The following is a 26,162-nucleotide window of genomic DNA, read 5'->3' as shown; positions in this document are numbered from 1 at the left end:
CCTCTCATATCACTGCAGATTTTTTATATCTTTCCGGCTGTTCCGAAACACACAACAGGGTATACTGTGTCAGATTGCGTCCCTGCGCGTGTTCATATGCCCTGACAAGCGATTCAAAAGCTTCCGGCTCCAGGATCTCACTGCCTTCCCGATAACGTGCTTCTTCCAGTGCCTTTATATACCGCTGTGCACGGAGAACCGCATTCTGGATCAGATAACTGACAACCGTCAGAAAATTTGCTTCTCCCAGTGTCATATGCTCCCAGCTTAATCCCCATACCATAATGATCAGCCGGATTTCTTCTTCCTCGTAAATAGCAGTTGCCATAAGCGGATACTCCTCAGCCATCGCTTTGTTAATATATACTCTCCGCTCTGCAAGTTCCTGATAAATATCCGGCATCTGCTGTTCCAGTCTGGATGTAATCTGGTAAATCTTTCCGATACTGTCCTGATGTCCGATCAGCTGTTGCTCCATAGCAGCCTTAATCCGAACATTTGTTGCATTGATCTCCTGCAAATCTGCAATTTGCCCGGTCAGATGCTCTTCCATCTCCAGACTTTCCCTTCGGATCATCCGGATCTGATCCCGCATATACCCAACGATCAGTCCGAGGATAAATAACTGTGCTATCCACACATATGTATTATAATCCAGCACTACTTCAAATCCTGTCCTTTGATACATCTGCCGGAACAGATATCCCGCAACTGCGCAGACAGCCGAAAAAGTTGCCTGCTGCTGTCCATAAATAATCGCAAAAACCAGTACATACAGCAGATACGGATCCAGATTCGTAAAATACGCACTGTCAGTCATCCTGTTATTCAACATAAAGAACGGAATGAAACATAACAAGTTTTCCACAAATGGAACTATAACCTGAAACACCCATTTCCATTTCTTCCAGAGAATTTTCCACCATGAATCCCGACTCTCCTGATACTTTTCAAACTGTTCTTCATGTTTTCTCATATAATCAATGGTCTGGCAGATAATTTCATCCAGTTCAAAAATTGTATGCATTCCAAATTCTTCTTGAAACCGCTTTCCACTGAGAATACAGCGCTTGTCATACTTTGAAACTGTCACAATGCTTGATCCGTTGTTCAGACATTTCTGAATCCGTCCTGCCAGTTCCACCTCACTGATCACACAGTCTGATGACAGATGATACAGATAAAATTTATGTTCCCTGCTCTTTACGATCTGAAAAATAAATTCTACAGCATCCTGCTCATAGAGCATGGCAAATTCATGATTGCTGTCTGCGCTGATACATCCGTCCCGCATACTTTCCAGGCACATCCAGGCACACACACTGTGAATCTCCGGTGCGCTTTCCGGAATGCAGAACAAATGATCCAGACGCAGGATCAAAAGATCTAATTTCCAGTTTTTTCTGTAATTGTTACAAATTTCTTCTGCCTGGATCAGCGTCGTTCCGCGATATCCCGTTGTCTCTGGTGGAATATCCTCCGTCAGTGCATTTTCATGATAGCCTTCATATACTTCATGAGAAGATAAAAAAATAAATTTACCCATCCGGATCGTAGAATATGCCACCAGCACATTCATAAGATCCGATGTGAAACGTACGGTCTCCCGTTCCTCGGACATCCAGCGGTAATTCGGATCAAAAGCCCCGGTATAGATTGTTATATCCGGACGAACACTTTCCATAATCTCTTGCAGATTTTCACTGCTGTAGGCAAAATTGTACCGTTCAAATACCGGTTCATATTTCTGTTTTTTATACCGGTCTCCTGTCAGCAGAAATATTCGGTGTCCTTCTTTTTTAAATTTCACAATCAAACTGTTGATCAGGCTTCCAGATCCGCCTATCAGTAATACATTCATATACCAGTAAACCTTTCCCGGATTTTATGTTCACATTTCGCCGGCCGCCGCCAGAATTTCCATTGCAATCTGCTCCGGTGTTTTTCCATCTGTTGACACACTGATGTCACAGGCTCCCGCATACAGGGCCCGACGCTTTTCCATCAGGGATGCAATATACTCCACATTCATATGACCGTTAAGCAGCGGTCGGTCTGTGCTGTTCTTTACCCGTTGGTATACTGTCTCCGGTGTTGCTGTCAGCAACACGATCCTGCCGCTCTCCTTCATCATCTGTGTATTTTCCTGCCGCAGTACCGCACCGCCGCCGCAGGATACGATTGCCGGAGCAGACTTTGCAATCTCGCATACAGCATCCGTCTCCCGGTCTCTGAAATAAGTCTCACCGTATTTTTCAAACATTTCATTGATAGACAAGGCATTTTTCTCTACGATCCATGCATCCATATCGATTTCTTTGGCCCCTGTCAGTTCTCGTAACTTATGCGAAATCGTTGTTTTACCAGTTCCCATAAAACCAATCAGATAAATATGTTGTTTCATCACAATTCTCCTCGTATCTCGATGTTTTTATCTTATTCCAGTCCCTTGTGGATTATCTGCAGAATATGTTCCAGCTGACCAGCCGGAATCTGTCCCGGTGCAGAAATCTCCCCAACAGCGCCAAAAGTGATGCAGGATCCGAAGATTTCTCCGGCCATACGACTGACTACTCCAAGAGCACCCATAGACATGGTAACAACCGGAAGCGTCGGATATTTCTGCCTGATGTCATTGGTCAGTTTCAATAAACGTACCACATCATCTGCATTTTTCGGCATTACTGCCAGTTTTGCCACATCAGCTCCACCCTGCTGCATCTGTTCCATCAGCATCCGCAGAATCCGGTCATCCGGAGTTTCGTCAAAATCATGGTGGGAAGCAATGACACGCACACCCATCCGCTGAAACCGGCGGATTTCTTTTTCCGGTTTTGTGGCCTCAAAAAACTCCAGATCTATAAGATCCGCACAACCACTTTTTGCTGCCAGTTCATTCAGCTTCAGGATTTTCCACTCTTCCATCTTGCGGCTTCCGCCCTGTTGTTTTGTCCGAAAAGTGAAAAGGAAAATGGTATGCTCCAGTACCGGACGTATTACCTGCAGCACTTCACTCACCGCATGGAAATCATCGACTTCTTCAAAACAATCCACACGCCACTCGATCATTTGCACCTTTTGTTCCGCCAGAAAACGAATATTAGTAATGACTTCTTCCTTTTTTAGAGCCACCACCGGCACACAGATCACCGGCTGACCATCTCCAATTCGTATTCCTTTTATTTCAAATGCATTTTGCATAATGTTCCTCCGTTCCATTATTTACGCTTAACATTTTCATTGTAACATGTTTTTTCGTAATGATAAACCTTAAAAGATTGAAAATATTGACTTTTTTTCTAAAACACCCTATCATAAGGACATATAAAACCGTTCATATTTACCAAATACCCATCATTATTATTGAAAAGCTTGAAAAATATGAGATACAAAAAGGCAGGGAAAAGATTATGGAAATTACCGGAAAAACAACATTGACCGGACTCATCGGAAGTCCGGTAGCGCACAGCATCTCCCCCCAGATGCACAATGAAGCATTTCGTCAGCTGGGACTGGATTATGTCTATCTGGCATTTGATCTTGCCGGCAGTGATCTGGGTACCGCAGTACGCGGTCTCAGAGATATCGGTGCAAAAGGCTTCAACGTAACTATGCCGTACAAAGTACACGTGTTAGAATACATGGATGAGCTGACACCAGCCGCCAAAATTGCACAGGCATGCAATACTGTCATTATTAAAGATGGCAAGCTGACCGGTCATACTACAGATGGTATTGGATTTATGTCTTCCGTATCAGATGCCGGACATGACATCATTGGGAAAAAAATGACAGTGCTCGGATGCGGCGGTGCTGCCACTGCAATCTGTACTCAGGCAGCTCTGGATGGTGTATCAGACATCGACATCTTTCAGCTGAAACTCCCGGAAGAATTTGACCGTGCACTGGCATTCGCAGACCGCGTCCGCGAACATACCTCCTGCAATATTCACATTTATGATTTTGCAGACACTGAGCAGATGCGCAAGAGCATTTCCGAAAGTGCCATTCTGACCAATGCTACCAACGTAGGTATGGCGCCACATGACGATCAGTGCCCGATCCCGGACGCATCCATGCTGTTACCGGGACTGATTGTATGCGATATCATCTACAATCCACGCAAGACAAAATTGTATCAGATGGCCGAAGCTGCCGGATGTTCCGTATTTAACGGACTGTATATGCTTCTGTTCCAGGGTGCAGCTTCCTTTGAATGTTGGATCGGACAAAAAATGCCGGTCGACATCATCCGTCAGAAATTTTTCAGCCATCAATAAAGGAGTAACATCATGAGTTTTTCTTATTTAAAACAATTACCGACACCGGAGGAGATTAAGCAGACCTACCCGTTAAATAATACCTGCAAAAAAATCAAATGTGAAAGAGATGAAGAAATCAGCCGCGTACTGCGTGGCGAATCAGATAAATTTCTTGTCATCATCGGACCATGCTCCGCAGACAAAGAAGAGCCGGTTATGGATTATATCCACCGCCTGGCAAGAGTAAACGAGCAGACGAAAGACAAGCTGATTCTGATTCCACGTATCTACACGAACAAGCCACGGACCACCGGAGAAGGCTATAAAGGAATTGCTACCCAGCCGGATCCGGAGGCAAAACCGGATATGATTGCCGGACTCATCGCAGTCCGCAGTCTGCATCTGCGTGCCATTGAAGAAACCGGGCTGTCCGCTGCAGATGAAATGCTTTACCCGGAAAACTGGGACTACATCAACGATCTGCTCTCCTACGTGGCTATCGGTGCCCGTTCCGTAGAAGATCAGCAGCATCGTCTGACTGTCAGTGGATTTGATGTGGCCAGCGGCATGAAAAACCCTACCAGTGGTGATTTTTCTGTTATGTTAAATTCTGTATATGCTGCCCAGCATCCTCACCATTTCGTACATCGCGGATGGGAGGTAGACACTACCGGCAATCCACTGGCTCATGTTATCCTGCGTGGTGCAGTCAACAAACGCGGGGTTGCTATCCCCAACTACCACTACGAAGATCTGATTCGCCTGAATGAAATGTATGAAAAAATGGATCTGGTAAACCCGGCATGTATTGTGGATGCAAACCATTCCAATTCCAACAAAAAGTACGAGGAACAGATTCGTATCGTCAAGGAAGTAATGCACAACCGCAAAGAATCTGCGATCATCAATAAACTGGTCAAAGGCGTAATGATTGAAAGTTATATTTGTCCGGGAAATCAGAAAATTGGTGAGCACATTTATGGAAAATCTATTACTGACCCATGTCTTGGATGGGAAGAATCCGAACAGCTCCTGTATGCAATTGCTGATTCTGTCCGTTAGCATTCAAGTCAAACCCATTTGACCCGGAATGTTTGATCTATTCAGTGTATGCGGACAGATTCGTTTCAGAATCACTGACATAAGCATCCCCCTTCCCCCCGCTTAGTGCTCTACACACTTGAAGCGTGGGGGGAAGGGGGATGCTTATTCTGCGATCAAATTGATACCAGCTGATTTTATTTTATCGGTAATTGCATTGAAAAAGTTGCAACCCACGGGTTCACAACCAATTCCAACCAAATTCCCATCGTATAAATACCAGTGTTACACAATAACAAAAATACAAACACCGCCAATGTCTTTCCATTCCGGTTCCTGTGCATAACGACTGCATTTCTCCGTTCCTTACGCAGTTTCTGCCATGCTACCAGTAAGAGGAGTAGTCCAAAATATGCCACACTATAGACAAGCATCTGCGGAAAACAAAATCCCAGAACCTGTCCGATACCTGCCAGTCCGTTTCTGTTCCAGAATGCACCTGTCACCATACCGCCGGACACCCCCAGCCATCCATACCAACCTGCGAACACCCACCGTCCCCAGGAAATGAAGAGGAAAATCTGCAGTATAATCCAAGGAATCCCCCGCAGGATTAAAACCTGCCCAAAAAAGCGTTCCCGCTGTTCTCCATCTGCCAGAATCTGTTGCCAGTCTGTATCCCCTGCAGATCCAATCCACCAGGCTGTATCCTGCCATATAAAATTGCTCAGAATGCTTCCAAAAAAGAAACAACCAAGAAAAAGTGCGATACCGATCTGCAGCATCGTTATTTTCCCTGGTTGTTGTACAGTATCTGTTATCATTTACCATCCCGCTGCTTTGCTTTTTCTCTAATCTATGCAGTATTTTCCATAATATGCCATAATTGCAGCGGCAGTTTTTGAATCCTGAATCTTCTGAGTCAGAACCATATCTTTTAATTCATCGATTGTGAAACACTCCACTTCCACAAATTCATCTTCATCCAGATGCTGCTGCGTCGGTGTCAGTTCTGTTGCCAGATATACATCGATGGTCTCATTACAAAAAGCAACTGTCGTGGATACCGTTATCAGAAGTTCCATCTTTGCTGCTCGATATCCGGTCTCTTCTTCCAGCTCACGGGCAGCGCATACAGATGTCGCTTCCTCCGTACTATCTCTGGAACCAGCCGGAATCTCCAGTGTCTCCCGATCTAATGCGTTCCGGTACTGACGCACCATCAGGATCCGTCCATCTTCTAACACCGGAAGTACCGCTGCCGCACCTTTGCGATGTGCAACGTAATCCCAATGCGCAATCTTTCCGGTTGGCGACTGCATCACATCATCATATACATCCACAATAGAACCTTTATATTTTAACACACGGTCAATTCGTTTCATCTCGTCCATTTATTTAATATTCTCCCACTAGGCGGTATCTTCTTTCCGGATCTATACCTGTATGATCCGAAAACATTTTACAGATACCGGATTTATATATTCTTATGACTTTATCGATTATCAACCTTTTCCGGATACAGATCATGGTTTGTCAGACGGTTCCATGCTACCTCTTCCCACTTTGTACCTGCTTTTCCGTAATTGCAATATGGATCAATGGAAATTCCACCTCTCGGTGTGAATTTTCCCCATACTTCAATATATTTCGGATCCATCAATTTAATCAGATCTTTCATGATAACATTGACGCAATCCTCATGAAAATCTCCGTGATTACGGAAGCTGAACAGATACAGCTTCAGTGATTTGCTCTCTACCATCCGTTCTCCCGGTACATAGGAAATAGTAATCGTTGCAAAATCCGGTTGCCCTGTGATCGGACATAAACTGGTAAATTCCGGGCAGTTAAATTTTACAAAATAATCATTTCCCGGATGTTTGTTCACAAATGTCTCCAGCACTTCCGGTGCATAATCATCCGGATATCGGACATTCTGATTTCCCAGCAGGGATACTCCTGCTGTCTCTTCTTTGCTTCTTCCTGTCATTGTTCCTTCTCTCCTTTTTTCTATCGGTCTTTTGCAGATAGCGACAGTTCTTTCTGTTTTTCCATCTGTCTGTACATCTCTGCAAATCTGCACTCCGTTCCAGTCAGCTAATCAAGTGCCGGATCTTTTACGCCATTTTTTTCAAAAGCAGCTGCCCGGTCAATACAGGTACCGCATTTTCCACATGGCTTCTCGCCGCCTTCGTAACAACTCCAGGTCAGTTCGTAAGGAACATTCAGCTCCAGACCTTTTTTCACCACATCTGCCTTTGTCCAATTTACAAAAGGTGCTTCAATGGTCACCTGGTTACCACTTCCAAGATAAATAGCATCTTTCATTGCCTGATTAAAAGCATCCGAACAATCCGGATAAGCACTTCCTGCCGCATCGTCACTGTGTGCACCATAAAAAATCACGTTGCAGTCTTTAGACAGCGCAATACTTGCTGCAGAAGATAAAAACAGACCATTTCGGAAAGGCACATAAGTTGATACCGGTTTTCCGTCTGTCTTAGTCAGCTGCTCTACATACGCTTCCTCCGGAATTTCTTCTGTAGAATGACTCAGCAAGGAACAGTTACTGTACTGGAAGATAGCTCCCAGATCCAGATATAAATGCTCCACACCATAATGCTGTGCAATTTTTTTCGATGCTTCAATCTCTTTTTCATGCTTTTGCCCATAAGAAACAGACAATGCAATTACATTTTCTTTGCCATACCGTTCAATTGCAAGGCCGAGGCAAGTGGTGGAATCCACACCGCCGCTGAATAATACTAATGCTTTTTCTGCCATTTTTCTTTCTCACTCCTTATTAATGTTTCGAAATATCTGATATTCCAATCGTAAAGCGGACATTCGCAATCCGCTTTCGCGTCATGCAATTGCATGACATACTTCTACTGCATACCTCTCAACACACGCTTATCGGTTCAGACGCATCTGAAGCTGCAAATCTGTCTGAAACCGTCCGCGCAATGTCGTCGTATATGTCTTTGCTGCCGTTTTTTTAATTCCGCGGGCAGTCATGCAGCTATGACAGCCTTCAATCAATACCGCTACATCATCGGAACCGGTGATTTCCTGCATAATCTCTGCAATGTCCGTACCAATGCGTTCCTGCAGCTGCAAACGTTTGGACACCATATCTGCAATGCGGGCAATTTTACTCAGACCAATAACTTTTCCATTTGGTACATATGCCACCGTTACTTTCATATCATACATCAATGCCATATGATGCTCACAGTAACTGAAAATATCGATATCCTTTACAATCACAAAATCACTGTTTTCAGAAGAAAAGGTCAGATCCTCCTCAAATGTCTTGTCAAACATCTGTGCAATCTCGTGATTGGTATAATTCATGCCTTCAAATACTTCCTCATACATGCGTGCTACACGATCCGGTGTATCTTTCAGACCTTCTCGGTCCGGATCATCTCCCAGTGCGATCAGAAGCCCACGGATGTGCTCCCGCACTGCATCTTTATCTATTGCCATTGTATCTCCCTCTCTTTCCTACACACCACGCATTTCGCTGTCCCAGATGATCTTATGCATCTGTAGCTGCATATTCACATCGTTCAGGCGGTTGTCTTTCATAAAGTTTACAATATTTTCCAGTTCAATCTGTCCATAGACCGGACTCAGATATACATGACATTTTTCTGTCAGATCGTATTCCCGGATCACATCCCTTGCCCGGCACAGATCTTCATAATCTTTCACCACAAATTTCACTGTATCCTGTGCACGAAGCACTGCAAAATTTTCCGGCAGCATATATTTTTCCATACCACTGCCCGGCAGCTTGTAATCCATGGTAAAAGACGGTCCGTTCGGAATCTCTGCAAACGGCTGCAATGGTACACTTCCATTTGTTTCAATCTCAACCCGCAGGTTCTCCTCCTTTGCCATTGCTTCCAATAATTCTCCTATCTCTTCCTGAAGCAGTGGTTCTCCTCCTGTGATAGTTACATTCTTTATCTCCATACTACGAAGCAATTCCAGAATCTCCTCTGTGGAAGTCCAGTGAAATTTTGCGTCCGCCTCATTTGCCCATTTTGTATCACAGTATGTACAGTTCAAATTACATCCCTGCATCCGGACAAACACTGCCAGCTGTCCGGCACGGGTGCCTTCCCCGTTGATACTGCTGAATATTTCTACTACTTTATAATTTGTCATATGATTTCTATATTACCTCTACCCTTTTTCAACTTTTGTTGCTCACCACCTGCATAGGTAGGAGTCATCTCACATCTGATATACAGCACAGTTATTTGGAGTCTCATACACGGCTATTTCCTGTACGGCATATCCTTTTAATGTCATTTTCTCATAAAAGAATTTTGCAAAATTCTCTGCTGTTGGCCGAAACGGCACTTCGATCAGGCGGAACTGTTCATCCTTCAACGCCTGAATGGTCAGCGACTTTAAAGTTCCGCTCTCGTAAATCAAAGCATGGTCGTAAAAATCTGCAAGTTCCTTCAGATCTCTGCGAATGTCACCAAAATCCGTAACCATTCCACGCAGCTGTCCTTCTTCATGTAATTTATCTGCTTTTGCTTCCATCACGATCCGCCAGCGATGCCCGTGCAGATTACTGCATTTTCCATCGTAACCGGCAAGGAAATGCGCGGAATCAAAACTTTCTTCTATTCTGATCTTATACATATTGTCTGTTCCTTTCAAAAAAAGAACCGTGATACTGTTACATACCACGGCTCAGATCATAGTTCATAGATATTCTATCTAATCTAGCCCTGGTTTTATTTTACGACAGGATGGTACAAACGAACTGTCTATGCTTTTTTCAGGAATGCTGAAAAACATTCTCATTGTAAGATACGCGTCATGAAACACATGACATATGATTCTAAATTTACGCTTCTTCCTTCTCTTCACGTACAAGATCCAGCACTGCAGAAATTTCATTTCCGGCTGCCGGTGCAGTCTGCAGTTCCTCACGTTTTCCGTTCTCACCAAATCCGCACAGAACATTCTCTTCGCCCTGCGGTCTTTGCTCGATGGTAAAATAATGCATTTCATCATTCTTCGGATTCCATACGATATACATAGAAGCAGCCATATGCGGAGCAAGATTCTGCTTCGGAAGCTCAATACTTGCCACACAGGTCTCCTCATCAATATCCAGAATCATGATATCGAAATCCTTCTCGGAATACGGAAAAGGAATTTTGTCCCCGTACGGCTGACGGTATAACGCCGCCATAAACCGGCCCTGCTGTTCTTCGAGTTTCTTCATAAACTCTGCTTTTTCTTTATGCACAGCCCCTGGAATAATTCCCCACTCGCATGTTCTGCGGGCAAATAATTCGAACTGGGCACGACTCATTTTAATATCTTTTTCCTGTCCCTGCACACCTGGCTTTGGCTGCGGCTGCGTCTGTGCTGCCTTCACCTGTTTCATCGCATCAATAAATTTCGGATGCAGGATCATCTTGTCCGTATCCGGATTCAGGATAATACCTTTCAGATTCAACTGCGGTGCAGAACCGATACGAAGCAGTTCATCAATGGTCACATTCAGAATTGCCGGATATTGGGCATTTGTTTTCATCTGTTCTATGGATGTATATGCCGGTGCAAAGTGCTCCCCATTCTGATTCTGTACAATGATCGGAAGCATACGTGGTGCTATCTTGGTATCGACTTTTTCGCCACGTTTTGCCTTTTCAATCACTTGTTTTTTTACATCAGGTGGAAAATCTGCCGGCACAAGAAATCTGGCATCACGCATAACTGCCATTAAATTTGCCATTGTCTGGTTTGTTTTATCTGCCAGAAAGGCTTTCATCGCTTCCTCAACAGCCTCATTTTTTAATTCCTGAATGCCTGTTTTATTTTCTTTTTCCATTATTCTTACCCTCTCAACTCTCCATCATCCCACAGATCATAAACTGGTTCAGATTGTAATCTTTGCTGTTTTCCCGGATACGAATGATATTTTCTCCGACAAACATGATTTTTGCCCGAAAGAATCCCGGACTGGCTTCAAACAGCCTGGTCTGGTGTATATGAATATCGCACCGCTTATCAAGAAAATAAGTAAACGGATTCACTCCGTCTTCCCAATCACGAACTACCAGTTCCTGTTCCTTCTTCAGCTTCCGTTCATTCATTTTGATCTCCACGATATGTTTGACATATGCCTTTGCTACCAGCCCCTTTTTATCCCGGAACTGAAACAGAATATAATCCTTGCCGGAAGAAATAATTCCGACACGGGCATATCCCACATCCTGACCCACCAGTGTAATCGTACACCATTTACCATGCATCGATGTACAGTCAAAATATTTTCCAGGTTCACGCACAAGCTTATTCGCCGCCATGAGTAACCTCCAACTTTCCTCAATTTTCTCTTAGCAAAAACGGACGTTCCCTGCTCTGCAAATAGTGTACAGCCACAGATATTCTTATGATCACATCCGCATCACAGGTATTCTTCACCGATTATTGAAACTTGAAATTTTTTAACAAATCTCCCATAGAAGTTCCAATTTCTTCAGTTTCCGGAATTTCTACCTGAACTTCTTCCTCTTCTTCTTTTTCCTGAAGAAGTGCCTTCATGCTCAGGCTGATTTTTCCATCTTTGTTTCCGATGACTTTCACCTGTACTTCCTGTCCCTCTTTCAGAACAACAGACGGATGCTTAATACGATCCAGAGAAATCTGGGAAATATGCACCAGACCGGATACGCCGTCTCCGAGATCTACAAATGCACCGTAATCTTTGATGGTCTCAACTTTTCCTGTGAGTACTTCACCTTCTTTAATCTCTGCTACTTTGAGTTTTTTCTGTGCATCGCGCTCTTCCTTTAAAATCTCTCTTGCAGATAATACAAGCTTGTCATTCTCTGCATCTGCAGTAATAATGCGTACTTTCAGTTCTCTTCCGAGCCACGGATTCAGGTCATCCACATGGCTCAGGCTCAGGCGGGATGCCGGAATGAATCCGCGGATTCCTTCTACCAGAGCAATCACACCTTTATTTACAATACCGGATACTGTTACATCCAGTGTTGCCTGCTCTGCATACAGTTCTTTGATTTTCTCCCATGCAAGCAGCGTATCAGTATCTTTCTCTCCGTCTCCCATCACTTTATAGGATTCTTCCAGTTCTTTTTCAAAGTCTTTCATAGATTCTGCCATTGTTTTTTCTTCCTTTCTGTCAGCCAACGCTGTCATTTCCCAGTCTTTCACTTCTTGTATCTTATCAACCATTTTGATTTGGATGTCAAAGCATCCATCCTTGTGCAAGCACAGGTGGACTTAGGTCTTTTAACACGGTAATCCTATTTTAAAATTGCAAATTTCGAATAATATTTAAAAATTGCTTTTCCTTTAATTTGATCTTTCCGGACAAAACTGTATTGCTCCGCCTCTTCCGGTGTGGATGCAAGCCCTTCCTTAATGGCTTCATTTGCCCATAACCGACCGTCTTCCGAGTCATTTCGATTGTCTCCCAGGACAAAATAACAGCCTTCCGGCACTTCAAAGGTATATCCGTCATTCTCCCAGATCCAGGTTTCTTTCAGATAATCCTCCTCCAGAGGTTTTTCTGAACCGTCAATGTAAATATGTCCATCACGGATTTCTACTGTCTCACCGGGAAGTCCGATCACACGCTTAATATAAATTTGTGTTTCATCCACCGGATACTCAAATAGAATAATATCTCCACGTTGCGGTTCTTCAAACCAGTATGCAAACCGGAATCCAATGAGCCGGTCATGTGTCATGATCGTATTCTCCATAGATCCGGATGGAATCTTTGCATTAATAATGATAAACTGTGTCAGTACAAACACAACTACAATCACAATTGCAAACATCCGCACCCAGCTAAAAACTTCTTTTCTTGCATTTCGTTTTTGTTCATCTTCCAGACGTCTTCGCTCTGTCTGCCGCTCTTTTGCCATTTACTATTCCTGCCATTTCATATTTAATTATCCTGCCTTCCGGCATTCCCTGCTATTCAAACCTGATATCAAGTTCCACCGGGCAGTGATCTGATCCCATAATGTCTGTATGAATCTTCGCATCCTGAAGCAAATCTTTTAATGCCTCAGATACAATAAAATAATCGATTCTCCATCCGGCATTCTTTTCCCTTGCCTTAAACCGGTAAGACCACCAAGAATAAATTCCTGTCTGCTCCGGATAAAAATACCGATAGGTATCAATCATACCACTTGCCAGTACATTGGAAAATTTTGCGCGTTCTTCATCCGTAAATCCTGCATTTTTCCGGTTGGTTTTCGGATTTTTCAGATCGATTTCCTGATGAGCCACATTCAGATCTCCGGCATAGATCACCGGTTTCGTTTCCTCCAGCGATTTCAGATAAGCGAGAAAGTCATCTTCCCATTTCATGCGGTAATCAAGACGTGCCAGTTCACTCTGAGAGTTCGGCGTATAAACTGTCACGAAGAAAAAATTTTCATATTCCAGTGTGATCACACGACCTTCACGGTCATGTTCTTCCATACCGATGCCATAACGCACAGATAACGGTATTTTCTTTGTAAATACCGCCGTTCCGGAATAACCTTTCTTCTCTGCATAGTTCCAATATTGTTCGTAACCCTCCAGTTCCAGCTGAATCTGTCCTTCCTGGAGTTTCGTTTCCTGAACACAAAAAATATCTGCGTCTGCTTCATGAAAGAAATCCAGAAATCCTTTCTGTACACAGGCACGCAGGCCATTTACATTCCATGAAATTAATTTCATTTTAAACTTCCTTTTATTTTTCTCCAAATGACTCGTTTAGAAAGATTCCGAGAGTACATTCTTATGAGATTTTTCATATATCCTATAAATTGACGCATTTCACGTAATTTCACACTGAATTAGTATAGCATATTCAAGAGCAGACAGCAAGATAACATTTTTACGGAAACTTATTGCGGTTCCTGTCTTTTCGCTGCTTTTTTTCTCAATTTTGAAAACCAGATCATCGGTTCCGGATGTTCCGGACGGTCACACAGACTTTTTTCCATCCAAACCATATTATACCATCGGTCAAACTTATAGGCACACCGATGAAATTCTCCCACCATCCGATAACCCATACGTGTATGAAACGCCACACTGTCTTTTGTCAGATACTTATCTGGTTCCTGATCCGGATATGCGATACAGGCATTTGCACAAACAATATTCTGATTCTTCAACCATTCTTCCAGTGCATCATACAGTAATTCACCAATGCCCTGTCTTTTCACATCCATCCTGACATAAATTGAAGTTTCCACCGCCCAGTCATAAGCAGATCGATCATGCAGCGGACCTGCATAAGCATATCCGATAATTCTTCCATCCTGCTCTGCAGCCAGATACGGATATTTTGCCAAGGTACGCTCCATTCGCTGCGTAAAATCCGTCAACGTCGGTACTTCATATTCAAAAGTGACTGCTGTCTCTCGGATATAAGGTGCATAAATGTCCAGGATTTCTTTTGCATCTGCCGGTGTAGCGATTCGAATCCTGACCATAGAACCAGTTGCTTCATCTTCTGACATCACAGTTTTTGCCACCAGGGCTGCCTCACTATTTCCCAGTGCCTTTGTTTCATCGGTTTTCTCATAGGCAAAACGTGGAGAACCATCATCTGTATAAATAATTCCACGTTTTTCAAACCCGTTTTTCAAAATCAGATGCTGCATCACTTCATTGTCTTCATGGGTATCAATCCGCAGATGTGTAATCTTCCCACTGGAAAAATCCAGCGCCTGCTCCAGAATACCATGCGCCCCCGGTGCCGAAGCTACCCGATGAAGTGTACCATAGAGACTCTCATCTTTCCAGCTTCCCTGTTCAATCCGCTGATAAGTAGGGTCTTCCCCGATAATCAGAGCAAATACTCCCAGGATCTTATCCTTTGCATCATTCTCAATTACATATAGCTGCTGCTGCCTGATATCATTTCTCAATACTTCCTCCCGGGGGGAAGTACTGCCCCACTGCGTGGGATTTCCATGTTCTGCCATAAATTTTCTGGCATAAGCATAAATCATCAAAATCTCTTTGAAATCCTGGTTTTGTGCCAGTCGAATCACATTAAAAACCTTCTTTCTATTTCTCCGGATATAATTTTCCGTGATAATAACCATCTGCTGCATACAATGCTGCTACCGGATTGTGCCCAAGCACGCGATCCTTTACTACCAAAGTAGTTGTCAGTCCTTCTGAATATTTGTAAAACAGACTGTCATGCCCCACACAAAGCCCCATTACAATATTCAGATCTGTATGCTCCGCATTCAATATCTTTGCCTGTAAAATCGGATTGCACATGTTCACACCGGTATTTTCACAGGCTTTCGGTATACCGACTTCTGTTTTGCGCACGATACCTGCCTTACAGGCCACTCCATAGACTTCAAAGCCATGATAACGTAAGATATCCGTCAGTTTTCGTGTCTCACGGATCAGCCCCACACAGGTAGCTATTCCAATTTTCTTTGCTCCGATGCGCTTTGCAAACTCAATGGTCTCCTCCACGCGACACATCTGACAATAATAATCACTCTCCACACCCGCTGCTGCCACAGTGACTTTTTTATTTTCTTCGTCATCATATAGACGGATCACTTCCCCCAGCAATCTCTCATCCATATCGGTAGTCAGACAAAATTCAGGATAAAACCGATCCATTTTATTACAATTTGTTACGCCACAATCCACACAACTGTGAACAGTTTCACTTTTACGATTATACTCACCCATTTTTTTCCTCCAGAATCATACTTTATGCACTTTTATACATGATTTTATCACTATTTCTTGCAAAAATGCAAGTTTACTTTCTGTCTGGAAACTACTGCTGTTGGGTGATATACTGAAAATATCAAGAAAAATGAGTTCAAAAGTTTCTACATACACATAACTGTTTTATAATACTTGAGATTTAAGGAGAAGACTTATATGTTAGCAATCGTATTATCCGATAATATCGCCGATGGAGATTTTCAAGGTGAATGGGGATTGAGTATTTATATTGAGTATAATGGAAAAAACTTCCTGCTTGATACTGGTGCATCTAATTTGTTTGTACAAAATGCAAATAAACTTGGAAAATCAATCAAAGCTGTAGATTATGCTATACTGTCGCATGCGCATTATGACCATTCAGATTCAATGGCAACATTTTTTAATTTAAACAACCACGCCCCATTCTTTTTACGGAAAGGCTGTAAAGAAAACTGTTATTCAAAGAAACGGATATTTCACAAATATATTGGATTACCTAAACACATTTTAACGGATTTCCATGACAGAATAACCTATGTGGAGGAGGACTATGAAATTATACCGGGAGTTTATCTGATTCCTCACAAAACCCCCAATCTCAAATTGATTGGCAAGCGCGAACGTATGTACCGCCGGGAACATCATCAATGGATATATGACAATTTTTCACATGAACAGAGTCTTGTTTTTCGAACAGAAAAGGGATTGGTCATCTTTAACAGCTGCTGTCATGGCGGCGTAGGCAATATTATTCATGAAGTTGCAAAAACATTTCCGGCAGAACGAGTGTATGGTATTATTGGCGGATTTCATTTGTTTAACAAATCTGATGAAGAAATCGATGCCGTCATACGGCAAATAAAAGATGCCGGTATTAAATATGTCTGCACCGGGCATTGTACAGGGGGGCATGCTTATAAAATTCTCAAAAGTAATCTTGGCGACATGATACATCAATTGAATGTTGGTATGCAGATTGAACTATAATTTCCAAAAATATTTTCTATTCTAGTATATACATTTTCAAGCAAGCAAAGGGCAAATCGGAGTCACATCCGATTTGCTTTCCCCAATTCTGAAAATAACGTCATATTCAAAATTTCCCACCTCCAACTGTTTTTCTTATATATTAATTCCCCACAATTCTTATGATCTGGATGGAACAATATACAGATAAGCGTCTGCGTGAATTACAGCAAGATGTGATCCGCAATCGTTGGCACACTATTGAACTGGAAGTAGGATGTGATTTTCCGATTATCAGATGCCCTCTAGTTTCAAAAGGAGGGTGATGCCCTATGAACACAATGGAAATTCTCACTTTATTGCTAGTAATTTTCGCGGCTCTGGCTTACATAGACAATCATAACGATAAAAAGAAATAAACATCCTCTACCGCACAAAGTTTAGGATGCTTATTTCTTAATATACATTTTCAATTAAACAGAGGGCAAATCGGAGTCACATCCGATTACCTTTCTAAGTAGATTATACACAAGGGTGCTTGGTTTTTCAAGTAGCCTTTTTCATCATTTACCATATTAGCTTTCCCTATATGATGCCAACTCAGCGTCATAATCAATAAAACTTTTGCCCTAAAACTGGATAAAAGGCTTTACCCTGTGATAAATTAATTCTCATTCATCTTAGCAAGTTTTGCTGCCTGATCTGCTGCTATCAATGCATCGATAATCTCCTGAATGTCACCATTCATAATAGACTCCAGACGATACAGCGTCAGCTTGATACGATGATCAGTTACACGTCCCTGTGGGAAGTTATAGGTACGGATCTTTTCAGAGCGATCTCCGGTTCCTACCTGGCTTCGTCTTGCCTCTGCCTCAGCATCGTGTGCTTTCTGACATTCCATATCATACAATTTTGCACGCAGTACCTTTAATGCTTTGTCCTTATTCTTCAACTGGGACTTTTCATCCTGACAAGAGATTACAATGCCTGTCGGAATATGGGTCAGACGAACGGCAGAGTCCGTTGTATTGACACACTGTCCACCGTTTCCTGATGCACGGAATACATCAAATTTACAGTCATTCATGTCAATCTGTACGTCTACCTCTTCTGCCTCCGGCATAATAGCAACCGTAATCGTAGATGTGTGGATACGTCCACCGGACTCAGTCTCCGGTACACGCTGTACACGATGTACACCACTCTCATATTTCAAAAGAGAATATGCACCCTGACCGGTTACCATAAAGCTGACATACTTCATACCGCCGATACCGATTTCCTCCACATCCATGGTTTCAACTTTCCAGCGTTTGCTCTCTGCATAATGAACATACATACGGTAAACTTCTGCTGCAAACAATGCTGCCTCATCTCCACCGGCACCTGCACGTATCTCCACAATAACGTTCTTGTCATCGTTCGGATCTTTCGGAAGCAACAGAATTTTTAATTTCTGTTCTAATTCTTCTACTTTTTCTTTGGACTCAGCCAGTTCTTCTTTGGCAAGTTCACGCAGTTCCTCATCGCTCTCCTCCTGCAACATGGCAAGACTGTCCTCGATGTTCTGCTTGTTTTCTTTATATTCTTTGTATGCCTCTACGATGGGAGCCAAATCTGCCTGCTCTTTCATCAGTTTCTGGAAACGTTTCGGATCATTTGCCACATCGGGCTCGCTCAGCATACTGAGCAGTTCTTCAAAACGTACCAGTGTGTCTTCCAGTCTGTCAAACATAGTTTATCTCCTTCCTCTCACAACCCGGTCAAGTCCCGCCAGATCGCGAATCACTTCTATCTCCTTAAATCCATTTTCTCTCATATAGCTGCTGACGGCTTCGCCTTGATCATGCCCGATCTCATACAACAGATATCCGCCCGGTTTCAGATATGCCACACTCTCCTCTGTAATCCTGCGGTAAAAATACAGACCGTCCTCTTTTCCGTCCAGTGCTTTTATCGGTTCGTGATCACGTACCTCAGGCATCAGTGTCTCAATGACTTTGCTTGGAATATAAGGCGGATTTGACACGATCATATCATAGCTGCCACTGATTTCTTCAAACAGATCACTGTGTACAAATTCCACCGGCACCTGATTCTCTTTTGCGTTCTTCTGTGCAACCTTCAACGCATCCTCTGAAATATCCGCTGCTGTCACCTGTGTGTTTGAACAGAAAGACTGAATACTGATTCCAATACAGCCGGAACCGGTACACAGATCCAGAACCGCTGCTTCCGGCATTTCTTTCTGTATCACCCGAATCGCTTCTTCCACCAGCACCTCAGTATCCTGTCGTGGAATCAACACATGCTCATTTACACAAAAGGGTAATCCCATGAATTCCTGTTCACCGGTCAGATACTGCAACGGCATACGTCCGCAACGCTGTCTGGTCAATGCAAAATAGACCTGCTCCTGCACCGGATCCATAGCCTCCTGTTCATGCAGCAGATAAAAACTGCGGCTGATCCCGCACACAGCTTCCATCAGGAACCAGCTCTCTGCCGCCTCATTTTCCACACCGGCTGCCGCCAGCTGATTTGCCGCCTGCATTCTTGCTTCCCGGTATGTCATTGCTTCATCTCCTGCACTTTCTGTCCGTTGCCTTCTGGACTTACAGCAGCATTGATTTCCTCTGAAATGCCTTCTTCCGCACGGATTTCTGCAATGTACGCTCTCCAGTCAAATACTGCTTCCACAGAAGCGATACCGACCTCTATCATCTCATCATCCGGTTCCTTTGTCGTCAATCCCTGCATCCACAATCCTGGTTTGCTGATCAGATTGATCACCGGATTGTCACTGCGTCCCGCTACACGCAGCAACTCATAGGACACACCTGCAATCACCGGAACCAGCGCCAGACGCAGTACCAGACGTAATACATGGGAGTCCACACGGATAAACAGGAACAACACCACACTTAAAATCACCACAAACATCAGAAAGCTTGTTCCACAACGCTTATGCTCTTTGGAGCTTCTCCGTACATTCTCCACATTCAGTTCCATACCGTGTTCTATGCAGTTAATGCATTTGTGTTCTGCACCATGATACATGAACACCCGCTGAATCTCTTTCATTTTTGAGATTACTACTATATATCCGATAAAAATTGCCAGACGCAGGATGCCTTCCAACACCGCGACAATCATATCGTTCGCAATAAATCGGGAACAAAATACCGACAGGTAATATGGCAAAATCATAAAAATCGCAATGGCCAGAATCACAGACAGTGCCACCGTTCCGCCCATCATTGCATTTTCTTTTGCCTTCATTTTCTCCGGGCTGTCCTTTTGCTTCTCTTTTTCAGATTCATCCTCATCTTCAAAAAAAGAGGCTGAATACATCAAGGTAGACATTCCAAGCACCAGTGAATCAATAAAACTCAATACACCGCGTACCAGTGGAATCTTCTGCCATATCTCTCCCGGAACAATTCCCTTATATTCCTTTGTCATGACTTCAATCTCATGATCCGGCTTACGGACTGCCACCGCATACCGGTTTTTGTTCTTCATCATGACACCTTCCATGACGGCCTGACCGCCAATTCCAGAATAACGCATAGAATTTCCTCGATTTCCTATTAACAAAACAGGTTGAGATTTTGCAACCTCAACCTGATTTTCACACATATCTTACTATTATTTTAAGCCGTATTTCTTGTTGAACTTATCAATACGTCCACGTGCCTGAGCTGCTTTCTGCTGTCCTGTATAGAATGGATGGCATTTAGAACAAATCTCTACGTGAATATCGCTCTTTGTAGAACCTGTTACGAATGTGTTTCCGCAGTTACAGGTTACTGTTGCCTGATAATAATCCGGATGGATTCCTTCTCTCATTAATTTCACCTCGCATACCAAATTTCTTTGTAATTCTACTCTCGTCTATGAAAAACAATAAACTTGTTAATCTTTTGCACCGATACACTCTCGGTACACAGCTTTTAAATTGTATCATACAGTTTTATCTAATGCAAGCATTTTTTAGAAAATTTTACGTTTTTTGACAAGATCCACAAATTCTTTATTATTCTTCGTATGAACAAACATATTTAAAATATTTTCTACGGCCTCATCTGCTTTCATGCCATTGAACGCTTTCCGCATAATATAGACTGCTTCCTGCTCATCCTGATCCAGCAGCAGATCTTCACGTCTCGTTCCGGATTTTACAATATCAATAGCAGGAAAGATACGCTTCTCCGACAGACGCCGATCCAGAATCAGTTCCATGTTACCGGTTCCTTTAAACTCCTCGTATACCATATCATCCATCTTACTTCCGGTCTCTACCAGTGCTGTTGCAAGAATGGTCAGACTTCCTCCTTCACGCATGTTGCGAGCCGCACCAAAGAACCGTTTTGGCATATGAAGTGCTGCAGGATCCAGACCACCGGATAAGGTACGTCCACTTGGTGGAACTACCAGGTTATATGCTCTTGCCAGACGAGTAATGCTGTCCAACAGGATCATAACATCTTTTCCGTGCTCTACCAGACGTTTTGCACGCTCGATTACCATCTCAGACACCCGTTTGTGATGTTCCGGCAATTCATCAAACGTGGAATAAATGACTTCTACATTATCGCCCTCAATCGCCTCTTTAATATCTGTAACTTCCTCCGGACGTTCATCAATAAGTAAAATGATCATATGCATATCCGGATTATTATGTTTTACCGCATTCGCCACTTTTTTCATCAATGTGGTTTTTCCCGCCTTTGGCTGAGCTACGATCATACCACGCTGTCCTTTTCCTACCGGAGAAATCAGATCCATGATTCGCATAGCTGTTTCTTTCGGGGTTGTTTCAAGACGCAAACGCTCATTCGGGAAAATCGGGGTCAGATCCTCGAAAGCCTTTCTTCTGCTGGCCTCATACGGCGGATATCCGTTGACTGTGTTGATATACAACAAAGCACTAAATTTTTCACCCTGGGATTTGATTCGTTTATTACCACAGACAATATCGCCTGTTTTCAGATTGAAACGACGAATCTGAGAAGGAGCCACATATACATCATTGTCACCCGGCAGATAATTCTCACAACGGATAAATCCGTATCCGTCCGGCATAACTTCCAGAATACCATTTCCCTGCTCTCCGCTGTCCAAAGATGCCTCATCCTTACGGATTTCAGGCAGTTCTTCTTCCGACTGTTTTTCCGGATCATTCGTACTTCTGGTATCATTCACAGTTCTGCGCTCCGGACGTTCTCTGCGCTCATAAATACGTTTTCTGCTCTCATGCTCCGATTTTTCAGATTTGTGTTCTGTCTGCGTATGCTTTACACTCTCTGAATGCTTGTCTGCTTCCGATTTTTTTTCAGCATCATGTTCTGCTTCCCCGGCATGCGCCTTCTGTGCTTCCTTCTCATCTTCCTGCAGCATGCGTTCCACAAGTGCTGCTTTTTTCAGAGTTGAAATTCCCTTCAGCCCTCTGCTTTTTGCAAGTTCTTTTAAGACTGCCAGGGACAGGCTTTCGTATTTTTCTCTCATTTATAACCTCCGCCAAAGATATTTTGTCACGTTTATAAAATACTAAACTGTTAAAAATCGAACTGTTGCTATTTTTCCACGGTTCTTTCTATTGTGATGACCACAAGATCATCTGTTCTGTTTATCATTTCATAGTTTCATTGGATTTTCTTGTCAGAATCGACACGAATACTTGTCAGAACCGTATTATACACTAAAATCCTTTAAATAGGAAGTATTTTTTTGAATTCCTTGATTTGTGTTTTTTTTGATGGTATGATAGGCAGGAAAAATGATTACAAAGGAGCCACGAACATGGATTTAAAAGAAAAAGCATTAGCATTACATAAACAGTGGAACGGAAAGCTTTCCACGGAAGCAAAATCTCCGGTAAAATCCCGGGAAGATTTATCAATCGCATACACTCCGGGCGTTGCAGAGCCATGTAAAGTCATTGCAGAGGATCCTTCTGCTGCCTACACCTACACGATGAAAGCAAATACCGTCGCTGTTATCTCTGACGGAAGTGCCGTTCTTGGTCTCGGTAACATCGGTGCTCTGGCTGCTATGCCGGTTATGGAAGGAAAATGCGTACTCTTCAAAGAATTCGCAGATGTCAATGCAATTCCTATCGTACTGGACACACAGGACACAGAAGAAATTATCCGCACAGTTGCAAATATCGCACCTACCTTTGGCGGCATCAACCTGGAAGATATCTCTGCACCGAGATGTTTTGAAATTGAAGAACGTTTAAAATCCATGCTGAACATTCCAGTATTTCATGATGATCAGCACGGAACTGCCATCGTTGTACTGGCTGGTATCATCAATGCCCTGCGCGTTACCGGCAAACAGAAAGAAACTTGCCGCGTCGTTGTAAACGGTGCAGGTTCTGCCGGTATAGCCATCACAAAATTACTGCTTACCTATGGATTCAAACATGTGACTATGTGTGACAAGTTCGGCATCATCGGAAAAGATTATCCGGATCTGAACTGGATGCAGCAGAAAATGACAGAAGTAACAAACCTGGAAAAACAGACCGGTACACTGGCAGACGCTCTCCGCGGTGCTGATATCTTTGTCGGTGTATCTGCTCCGAATATTGTCTCCGCAGAAATGGTCGCTTCCATGAACAAAGATGCGATTCTCTTTGCCATGGCGAATCCGGTTCCAGAAATCATGCCGGATGTAGCGAAAGCTGCAGGTGCAAAAGTAGTCGGAACCGGTCGCAGCGATTTCCCGAACCAGGTAAATAACGTCATTGCTTTTCCTGGCATCTTCAAAGGTGCTCTGGAAGGACATGCACGTCAGATCACAGAAGAAATGAAACTTGCCGCTGCCAAAGCAATTGCAGATCTTGTCAGCGATGAAGAATTAAACGAAGATTTCATCATGCCTGAGCCATTTGATCCACGTGTATCTGATGTAGTCAGCCAGGCTGTAAAATCTCACATTGAAGCTTAGGATATATGAATCAGAATCATTTTTATTCACTGGACACCTATCTGAAAGAAACTTTTGGTGAAAAAGTATATCGTATTTCATTGAATGGTGGTATGACCTGCCCGAACCGTGACGGCACCAAGGGAACCCGCGGCTGTATCTTCTGCAGCCGCGGTGGCTCCGGTGATTTTGCTGAAAATCATCTGCTCTCTGTAAGTGAACAGATTGCATCCGGTCAAAAGAAACTGGCAGCTAAAACAAAATGCCGCAAATTTATCGCCTATTTTCAGGCGTATACAAACACCTATGCCCCTGTCTCTTATCTACGCCCGCTTTTTCTGGAAGCGATCCGCCATCCAGACATTGTTGTACTATCCATCGCCACAAGACCGGACTGTATCAATGATGAAATCCTCACACTGTTGTCCGAATTGAACCAGATCAAACCGGTGTGGATAGAATTCGGGCTCCAGACAATCCATGAGAAAACAGCAGATTTTATCCGCAGAGAATTTTCACTGGCATGTTATGAAACGGCAGTGACAGCCTTACACACCTGTAAAATTCCGGTGATCACCCATGTCATTCTCGGACTCCCCGGTGAGACAAAGCAGGATATGCTGGATACGGTAAACTATGTGGCACATTCTACGGTATCCGGTGTCAAGTTGCAGTTGCTTCATGTACTGTCTGATACTGATCTGGCAGATTATTATGAACAGCATCCATTTCCACTCTTTACGCTGGAAGAATACTGTGATTTTATCGCAGACTGTCTGGAACTGCTTCCCCCTTCCATGGTGGTACACCGCATTACCGGGGACGGTCCCCGCGCCCTGCTGCTGGCTCCCCGCTGGAGCACGGATAAAAAACGAGTGCTGAATACCATCCGTAAGCGTCTGCAAGAACGAAAGACCTATCAGGGAAGTAAATTTCAATCCTGATACTATGCTGTTGACATTCTTACTACAAGATATGCAGGAGAATATAGAAAGAAGGCATTGAACCATGACAGAATTAGACACCATGTACCGCGTTATGATCCTGTATATGCTGAACCTGGTCGAATATCCGCTGACTAACACACAAATCACAAATTTTGTTCTGGAAAAAGAATATACAAATTATTTCACGGTACAAGAAGCGATCACCAGTCTTCTGCAGACAGATCTGATCACTGCCGAATCCACCCATAACAATACCCGCTATCACCTGACAGACTACGGCCGACAAACCCTGGATTTTTTCCACACAAAAATATCCGATGCCATCAAAGAAGATATCCGTACTTATTTTCAGGCTCATCATTTTGATCTGCGACAGGAAACGGCAATTTTTGCCGATTACTATAAAGCAGCTAATCATGGATATGCTGTCCGTTGTCGAATTCAGAATCAACGCACTGACCTGGTAGATCTGACAATTCATGTACAGAACCGTGATCAGGCAGAGGCTGTCTGCCGTAACTGGAAACGGTCAAATTTTGATGTATATGAAATGCTAATGGACACTCTGATCCGATAAAAAGAAAAGAACAGGATATAGCAACTGGCTCTTCCGATTGCTATATCCTGTTCTTTTTTATTTAATATTTTTCATTCAGAGTTTCTATTTCTTTTTCACACTATAACCGAAAGACCCGATCTTCTCTCCAAGCTTAAAATATTCACCATGAGAATAAGCCGTCAGACCGATATCATTCAAATGAAATTTTCCCTTCTCATCCATATATTTCGGATCGACTGATACTGCCGTCACCTCCGCCAGAAACATATCGTGTGAACCAAGTTCCAACACCTGCTTTACTTTACATTCCAGACTTACCGGGCTTTCTGAAATACCAGGTGCGGAAATCGTCTTTGACTTACTCGGTGTCAGATTCATTTCTTTAAACTTATCTACATCCTTTCCGGACTTCACACCACAGTAATCGGTTGCAAAAGTCAGATCATTTGTAGTAAGGTTGATGACGAATTCTCCAGTTTCTCTGATAATATCATAAGAATAACGCTCTTTCCTAACAGAAATAGACACCATCGCCGGATCAGAACAGATTGTTCCGGTCCAGGCAACCGTAATAATATTCGGACGCTCTCCCGGTCTCTGACAGCTGATCATCACTGCCGGCACCGGATAAAGCATGTTTCCTGCTTTCCAATACTCTCTTTCCATCGC

29 protein-coding genes are annotated in these 26,162 nt (G+C 43.2%); 6 read left to right on the top strand and 23 right to left on the bottom strand.

Features of this window, described 5'->3' with window-relative positions:
• Positions 1–4: 4 nt before the first annotated feature.
• From HMPREF0373_RS10915 to aroD, 3 genes are read right to left on the bottom strand one after another with little or no spacing between them, the layout of a single operon-like run.
• A complete protein-coding gene (locus HMPREF0373_RS10915) occupies positions 5–1,861 on the bottom strand; it encodes an NAD-dependent epimerase/dehydratase family protein (protein WP_021739776.1) in 1,857 nt (618 codons plus the stop codon).
• A gap of 30 nt (positions 1,862–1,891) precedes the next feature.
• On the bottom strand, positions 1,892–2,404 hold the full coding sequence (locus HMPREF0373_RS10910) for a shikimate kinase (RefSeq protein WP_021739775.1): 513 nt from the start codon (positions 2,402–2,404) through the stop codon (positions 1,892–1,894).
• Positions 2,405–2,436: 32 nt separating this feature from the next.
• On the bottom strand, positions 2,437–3,201 hold the full coding sequence (gene aroD, locus HMPREF0373_RS10905; protein WP_022036402.1) for a type I 3-dehydroquinate dehydratase: 765 nt from the start codon (positions 3,199–3,201) through the stop codon (positions 2,437–2,439).
• Positions 3,202–3,410: 209 nt separating this feature from the next.
• Here aroD and aroE point away from each other — a divergent pair, with 209 nt between their 5' ends.
• Positions 3,411–4,280 (top strand): shikimate dehydrogenase, encoded by an 870-nt coding sequence (gene aroE / locus HMPREF0373_RS10900; RefSeq protein ID WP_167618684.1) that lies wholly within the window; start codon positions 3,411–3,413, stop codon positions 4,278–4,280.
• Positions 4,281–4,292: 12 nt separating this feature from the next.
• The gene (locus tag HMPREF0373_RS10895; RefSeq protein WP_021739772.1) at positions 4,293–5,324 is read left to right on the top strand and encodes a 3-deoxy-7-phosphoheptulonate synthase; all 1,032 of its coding nucleotides are present in this window, start codon (positions 4,293–4,295) and stop codon (positions 5,322–5,324) included.
• Between the two features lie 176 nt (positions 5,325–5,500).
• Here the strand turns inward: HMPREF0373_RS10895 and HMPREF0373_RS10890 are convergent, their stop codons facing one another.
• From HMPREF0373_RS10890 to HMPREF0373_RS10825, 14 genes are all read right to left on the bottom strand, one after another.
• A complete protein-coding gene (locus HMPREF0373_RS10890; protein ID WP_021739771.1) occupies positions 5,501–6,127 on the bottom strand; it encodes a hypothetical protein in 627 nt (208 codons plus the stop codon).
• Between the two features lie 27 nt (positions 6,128–6,154).
• A complete protein-coding gene (locus tag HMPREF0373_RS10885; RefSeq protein WP_021739770.1) occupies positions 6,155–6,697 on the bottom strand; it encodes an NUDIX hydrolase in 543 nt (180 codons plus the stop codon).
• Positions 6,698–6,798: 101 nt separating this feature from the next.
• Entirely contained in the window at positions 6,799–7,296 is a 498-nt protein-coding gene (gene queF / locus HMPREF0373_RS10880; RefSeq protein ID WP_022036398.1) for a preQ(1) synthase, read from the bottom strand.
• Positions 7,297–7,403: 107 nt separating this feature from the next.
• Entirely contained in the window at positions 7,404–8,090 is a 687-nt protein-coding gene (gene queC, locus HMPREF0373_RS10875) for a 7-cyano-7-deazaguanine synthase QueC (RefSeq protein WP_021739768.1), read from the bottom strand.
• Between the two features lie 129 nt (positions 8,091–8,219).
• Positions 8,220–8,798: a GTP cyclohydrolase I FolE gene (gene folE, locus HMPREF0373_RS10870; RefSeq protein WP_021739767.1), complete on the bottom strand. Its 579-nt coding sequence runs from the start codon at positions 8,796–8,798 to the stop codon at positions 8,220–8,222.
• A gap of 18 nt (positions 8,799–8,816) precedes the next feature.
• A complete protein-coding gene (gene queE / locus HMPREF0373_RS10865) occupies positions 8,817–9,485 on the bottom strand; it encodes a putative 7-carboxy-7-deazaguanine synthase QueE (protein WP_021739766.1) in 669 nt (222 codons plus the stop codon).
• 69 nt (positions 9,486–9,554) lie between these two features.
• Positions 9,555–9,974, bottom strand: coding sequence for a 6-pyruvoyl trahydropterin synthase family protein (locus HMPREF0373_RS10860; protein ID WP_021739765.1), 420 nt, complete (start codon positions 9,972–9,974; stop codon positions 9,555–9,557).
• Positions 9,975–10,182: 208 nt separating this feature from the next.
• Entirely contained in the window at positions 10,183–11,178 is a 996-nt protein-coding gene (locus tag HMPREF0373_RS10855; protein ID WP_021739764.1) for an SseB family protein, read from the bottom strand.
• A 13-nt stretch (positions 11,179–11,191) separates the two neighbouring features.
• On the bottom strand, positions 11,192–11,656 hold the full coding sequence (locus HMPREF0373_RS10850; RefSeq protein ID WP_021739763.1) for a hypothetical protein: 465 nt from the start codon (positions 11,654–11,656) through the stop codon (positions 11,192–11,194).
• Between the two features lie 121 nt (positions 11,657–11,777).
• Positions 11,778–12,476, bottom strand: a complete 699-nt coding sequence (locus HMPREF0373_RS10845; RefSeq protein WP_044964055.1) for a S1 RNA-binding domain-containing protein — start codon at positions 12,474–12,476, stop codon at positions 11,778–11,780.
• A 143-nt stretch (positions 12,477–12,619) separates the two neighbouring features.
• The gene (gene lepB / locus HMPREF0373_RS10840) at positions 12,620–13,246 is read right to left on the bottom strand and encodes a signal peptidase I (RefSeq protein WP_021739761.1); all 627 of its coding nucleotides are present in this window, start codon (positions 13,244–13,246) and stop codon (positions 12,620–12,622) included.
• Between the two features lie 52 nt (positions 13,247–13,298).
• Positions 13,299–14,057: an exodeoxyribonuclease III gene (locus tag HMPREF0373_RS10835; RefSeq protein ID WP_022036392.1), complete on the bottom strand. Its 759-nt coding sequence runs from the start codon at positions 14,055–14,057 to the stop codon at positions 13,299–13,301.
• A gap of 170 nt (positions 14,058–14,227) precedes the next feature.
• Positions 14,228–15,385 carry a GNAT family N-acetyltransferase gene (locus HMPREF0373_RS17650; protein WP_022036391.1) on the bottom strand — a complete coding sequence of 386 codons (1,158 nt, stop codon included), beginning with the start codon at positions 15,383–15,385 and terminating at the stop codon, positions 14,228–14,230.
• Positions 15,386–15,401: 16 nt separating this feature from the next.
• Positions 15,402–16,055 carry a DUF1847 domain-containing protein gene (locus HMPREF0373_RS10825; protein ID WP_021739758.1) on the bottom strand — a complete coding sequence of 218 codons (654 nt, stop codon included), beginning with the start codon at positions 16,053–16,055 and terminating at the stop codon, positions 15,402–15,404.
• 198 nt (positions 16,056–16,253) lie between these two features.
• Between HMPREF0373_RS10825 and HMPREF0373_RS10820 the strand changes: the two genes are divergently transcribed.
• Entirely contained in the window at positions 16,254–17,066 is an 813-nt protein-coding gene (locus HMPREF0373_RS10820; protein WP_021739756.1) for an MBL fold metallo-hydrolase, read from the top strand.
• A 643-nt stretch (positions 17,067–17,709) separates the two neighbouring features.
• On the opposite strand, the gene prfA is transcribed toward HMPREF0373_RS10820, so the two are convergent.
• The 5 genes from prfA to rho all read right to left on the bottom strand — a co-directional run bounded on the left by prfA (position 17,710) and on the right by rho (position 22,559).
• Positions 17,710–18,783, bottom strand: a complete 1,074-nt coding sequence (prfA, locus tag HMPREF0373_RS10815; RefSeq protein ID WP_021739754.1) for a peptide chain release factor 1 — start codon at positions 18,781–18,783, stop codon at positions 17,710–17,712.
• 3 nt (positions 18,784–18,786) lie between these two features.
• Entirely contained in the window at positions 18,787–19,623 is an 837-nt protein-coding gene (prmC, locus tag HMPREF0373_RS10810; RefSeq protein WP_021739753.1) for a peptide chain release factor N(5)-glutamine methyltransferase, read from the bottom strand.
• Positions 19,620–20,621, bottom strand: a complete 1,002-nt coding sequence (locus HMPREF0373_RS10805; protein ID WP_044964019.1) for a DUF1385 domain-containing protein — start codon at positions 20,619–20,621, stop codon at positions 19,620–19,622. Before HMPREF0373_RS10805 ends, prmC begins: the two co-directional genes overlap by 4 nt.
• Before the next feature lie 78 nt (positions 20,622–20,699).
• Positions 20,700–20,900, bottom strand: coding sequence for a 50S ribosomal protein L31 (rpmE, locus tag HMPREF0373_RS10800; protein WP_021739751.1), 201 nt, complete (start codon positions 20,898–20,900; stop codon positions 20,700–20,702).
• Between the two features lie 144 nt (positions 20,901–21,044).
• Positions 21,045–22,559: a transcription termination factor Rho gene (gene rho, locus HMPREF0373_RS10795; protein WP_021739750.1), complete on the bottom strand. Its 1,515-nt coding sequence runs from the start codon at positions 22,557–22,559 to the stop codon at positions 21,045–21,047.
• 294 nt (positions 22,560–22,853) lie between these two features.
• Here rho and HMPREF0373_RS10790 point away from each other — a divergent pair, with 294 nt between their 5' ends.
• From HMPREF0373_RS10790 to HMPREF0373_RS10780, 3 genes are all read left to right on the top strand, one after another.
• Entirely contained in the window at positions 22,854–24,008 is a 1,155-nt protein-coding gene (locus HMPREF0373_RS10790; RefSeq protein ID WP_022035239.1) for an NAD(P)-dependent malic enzyme, read from the top strand.
• A gap of 5 nt (positions 24,009–24,013) precedes the next feature.
• A complete protein-coding gene (locus tag HMPREF0373_RS10785; protein WP_021739748.1) occupies positions 24,014–24,931 on the top strand; it encodes a TIGR01212 family radical SAM protein in 918 nt (305 codons plus the stop codon).
• Positions 24,932–24,995: 64 nt separating this feature from the next.
• Positions 24,996–25,511, top strand: coding sequence for a DUF4364 family protein (locus HMPREF0373_RS10780; RefSeq protein WP_021739747.1), 516 nt, complete (start codon positions 24,996–24,998; stop codon positions 25,509–25,511).
• 84 nt (positions 25,512–25,595) lie between these two features.
• Here the strand turns inward: HMPREF0373_RS10780 and HMPREF0373_RS10775 are convergent, their stop codons facing one another.
• A complete protein-coding gene (locus tag HMPREF0373_RS10775) occupies positions 25,596–26,159 on the bottom strand; it encodes a flavin reductase family protein (RefSeq protein WP_022035241.1) in 564 nt (187 codons plus the stop codon).
• Positions 26,160–26,162: the final 3 nt, after the last annotated feature.

The organism is Eubacterium ramulus ATCC 29099, assembly GCF_000469345.1.
GTDB lineage: Bacteria > Bacillota > Clostridia > Lachnospirales > Lachnospiraceae > Eubacterium_I > Eubacterium_I ramulus.
This window is presented reverse-complemented; position numbering and strand designations above follow the sequence as displayed.

What these genes read in the sequence shown, in the direction of transcription:
- HMPREF0373_RS10915 (WP_021739776.1), bottom strand. Translation starts at nt 1,861, where the DNA reads ATGAATGTATTACTGATAGGCGGATCTGGAAGCCTGATCAACAGTTTG.
- HMPREF0373_RS10835 (WP_022036392.1), bottom strand. Translation starts at nt 14,057, where the DNA reads ATGAAATTAATTTCATGGAATGTAAATGGCCTGCGTGCCTGTGTACAG.
- folE (WP_021739767.1), bottom strand. Translation starts at nt 8,798, where the DNA reads ATGGCAATAGATAAAGATGCAGTGCGGGAGCACATCCGTGGGCTTCTG.
- HMPREF0373_RS10885 (WP_021739770.1), bottom strand. Translation starts at nt 6,697, where the DNA reads ATGGACGAGATGAAACGAATTGACCGTGTGTTAAAATATAAAGGTTCT.
- HMPREF0373_RS10805 (WP_044964019.1), bottom strand. Translation starts at nt 20,621, where the DNA reads ATGCGTTATTCTGGAATTGGCGGTCAGGCCGTCATGGAAGGTGTCATG.
- queE (WP_021739766.1), bottom strand. Translation starts at nt 9,485, where the DNA reads ATGACAAATTATAAAGTAGTAGAAATATTCAGCAGTATCAACGGGGAA.
- lepB (WP_021739761.1), bottom strand. Translation starts at nt 13,246, where the DNA reads ATGGCAAAAGAGCGGCAGACAGAGCGAAGACGTCTGGAAGATGAACAA.
- HMPREF0373_RS10825 (WP_021739758.1), bottom strand. Translation starts at nt 16,055, where the DNA reads ATGGGTGAGTATAATCGTAAAAGTGAAACTGTTCACAGTTGTGTGGAT.
- HMPREF0373_RS10860 (WP_021739765.1), bottom strand. Translation starts at nt 9,974, where the DNA reads ATGTATAAGATCAGAATAGAAGAAAGTTTTGATTCCGCGCATTTCCTT.
- HMPREF0373_RS10845 (WP_044964055.1), bottom strand. Translation starts at nt 12,476, where the DNA reads ATGGCAGAATCTATGAAAGACTTTGAAAAAGAACTGGAAGAATCCTAT.
- HMPREF0373_RS10785 (WP_021739748.1), top strand. Translation starts at nt 24,014, where the DNA reads ATGAATCAGAATCATTTTTATTCACTGGACACCTATCTGAAAGAAACT.
- HMPREF0373_RS10790 (WP_022035239.1), top strand. Translation starts at nt 22,854, where the DNA reads ATGGATTTAAAAGAAAAAGCATTAGCATTACATAAACAGTGGAACGGA.
- HMPREF0373_RS10775 (WP_022035241.1), bottom strand. Translation starts at nt 26,159, where the DNA reads ATGGAAAGAGAGTATTGGAAAGCAGGAAACATGCTTTATCCGGTGCCG.
- aroD (WP_022036402.1), bottom strand. Translation starts at nt 3,201, where the DNA reads ATGCAAAATGCATTTGAAATAAAAGGAATACGAATTGGAGATGGTCAG.
- prfA (WP_021739754.1), bottom strand. Translation starts at nt 18,783, where the DNA reads ATGTTTGACAGACTGGAAGACACACTGGTACGTTTTGAAGAACTGCTC.
- queF (WP_022036398.1), bottom strand. Translation starts at nt 7,296, where the DNA reads ATGACAGGAAGAAGCAAAGAAGAGACAGCAGGAGTATCCCTGCTGGGA.
- rho (WP_021739750.1), bottom strand. Translation starts at nt 22,559, where the DNA reads ATGAGAGAAAAATACGAAAGCCTGTCCCTGGCAGTCTTAAAAGAACTT.
- HMPREF0373_RS10780 (WP_021739747.1), top strand. Translation starts at nt 24,996, where the DNA reads ATGACAGAATTAGACACCATGTACCGCGTTATGATCCTGTATATGCTG.
- HMPREF0373_RS10850 (WP_021739763.1), bottom strand. Translation starts at nt 11,656, where the DNA reads ATGGCGGCGAATAAGCTTGTGCGTGAACCTGGAAAATATTTTGACTGT.
- queC (WP_021739768.1), bottom strand. Translation starts at nt 8,090, where the DNA reads ATGGCAGAAAAAGCATTAGTATTATTCAGCGGCGGTGTGGATTCCACC.
- aroE (WP_167618684.1), top strand. Translation starts at nt 3,411, where the DNA reads ATGGAAATTACCGGAAAAACAACATTGACCGGACTCATCGGAAGTCCG.
- HMPREF0373_RS10895 (WP_021739772.1), top strand. Translation starts at nt 4,293, where the DNA reads ATGAGTTTTTCTTATTTAAAACAATTACCGACACCGGAGGAGATTAAG.
- rpmE (WP_021739751.1), bottom strand. Translation starts at nt 20,900, where the DNA reads ATGAGAGAAGGAATCCATCCGGATTATTATCAGGCAACAGTAACCTGT.
- HMPREF0373_RS10910 (WP_021739775.1), bottom strand. Translation starts at nt 2,404, where the DNA reads ATGAAACAACATATTTATCTGATTGGTTTTATGGGAACTGGTAAAACA.
- prmC (WP_021739753.1), bottom strand. Translation starts at nt 19,623, where the DNA reads ATGACATACCGGGAAGCAAGAATGCAGGCGGCAAATCAGCTGGCGGCA.
- HMPREF0373_RS10855 (WP_021739764.1), bottom strand. Translation starts at nt 11,178, where the DNA reads ATGGAAAAAGAAAATAAAACAGGCATTCAGGAATTAAAAAATGAGGCT.
- HMPREF0373_RS10890 (WP_021739771.1), bottom strand. Translation starts at nt 6,127, where the DNA reads ATGATAACAGATACTGTACAACAACCAGGGAAAATAACGATGCTGCAG.
- HMPREF0373_RS10820 (WP_021739756.1), top strand. Translation starts at nt 16,254, where the DNA reads ATGTTAGCAATCGTATTATCCGATAATATCGCCGATGGAGATTTTCAA.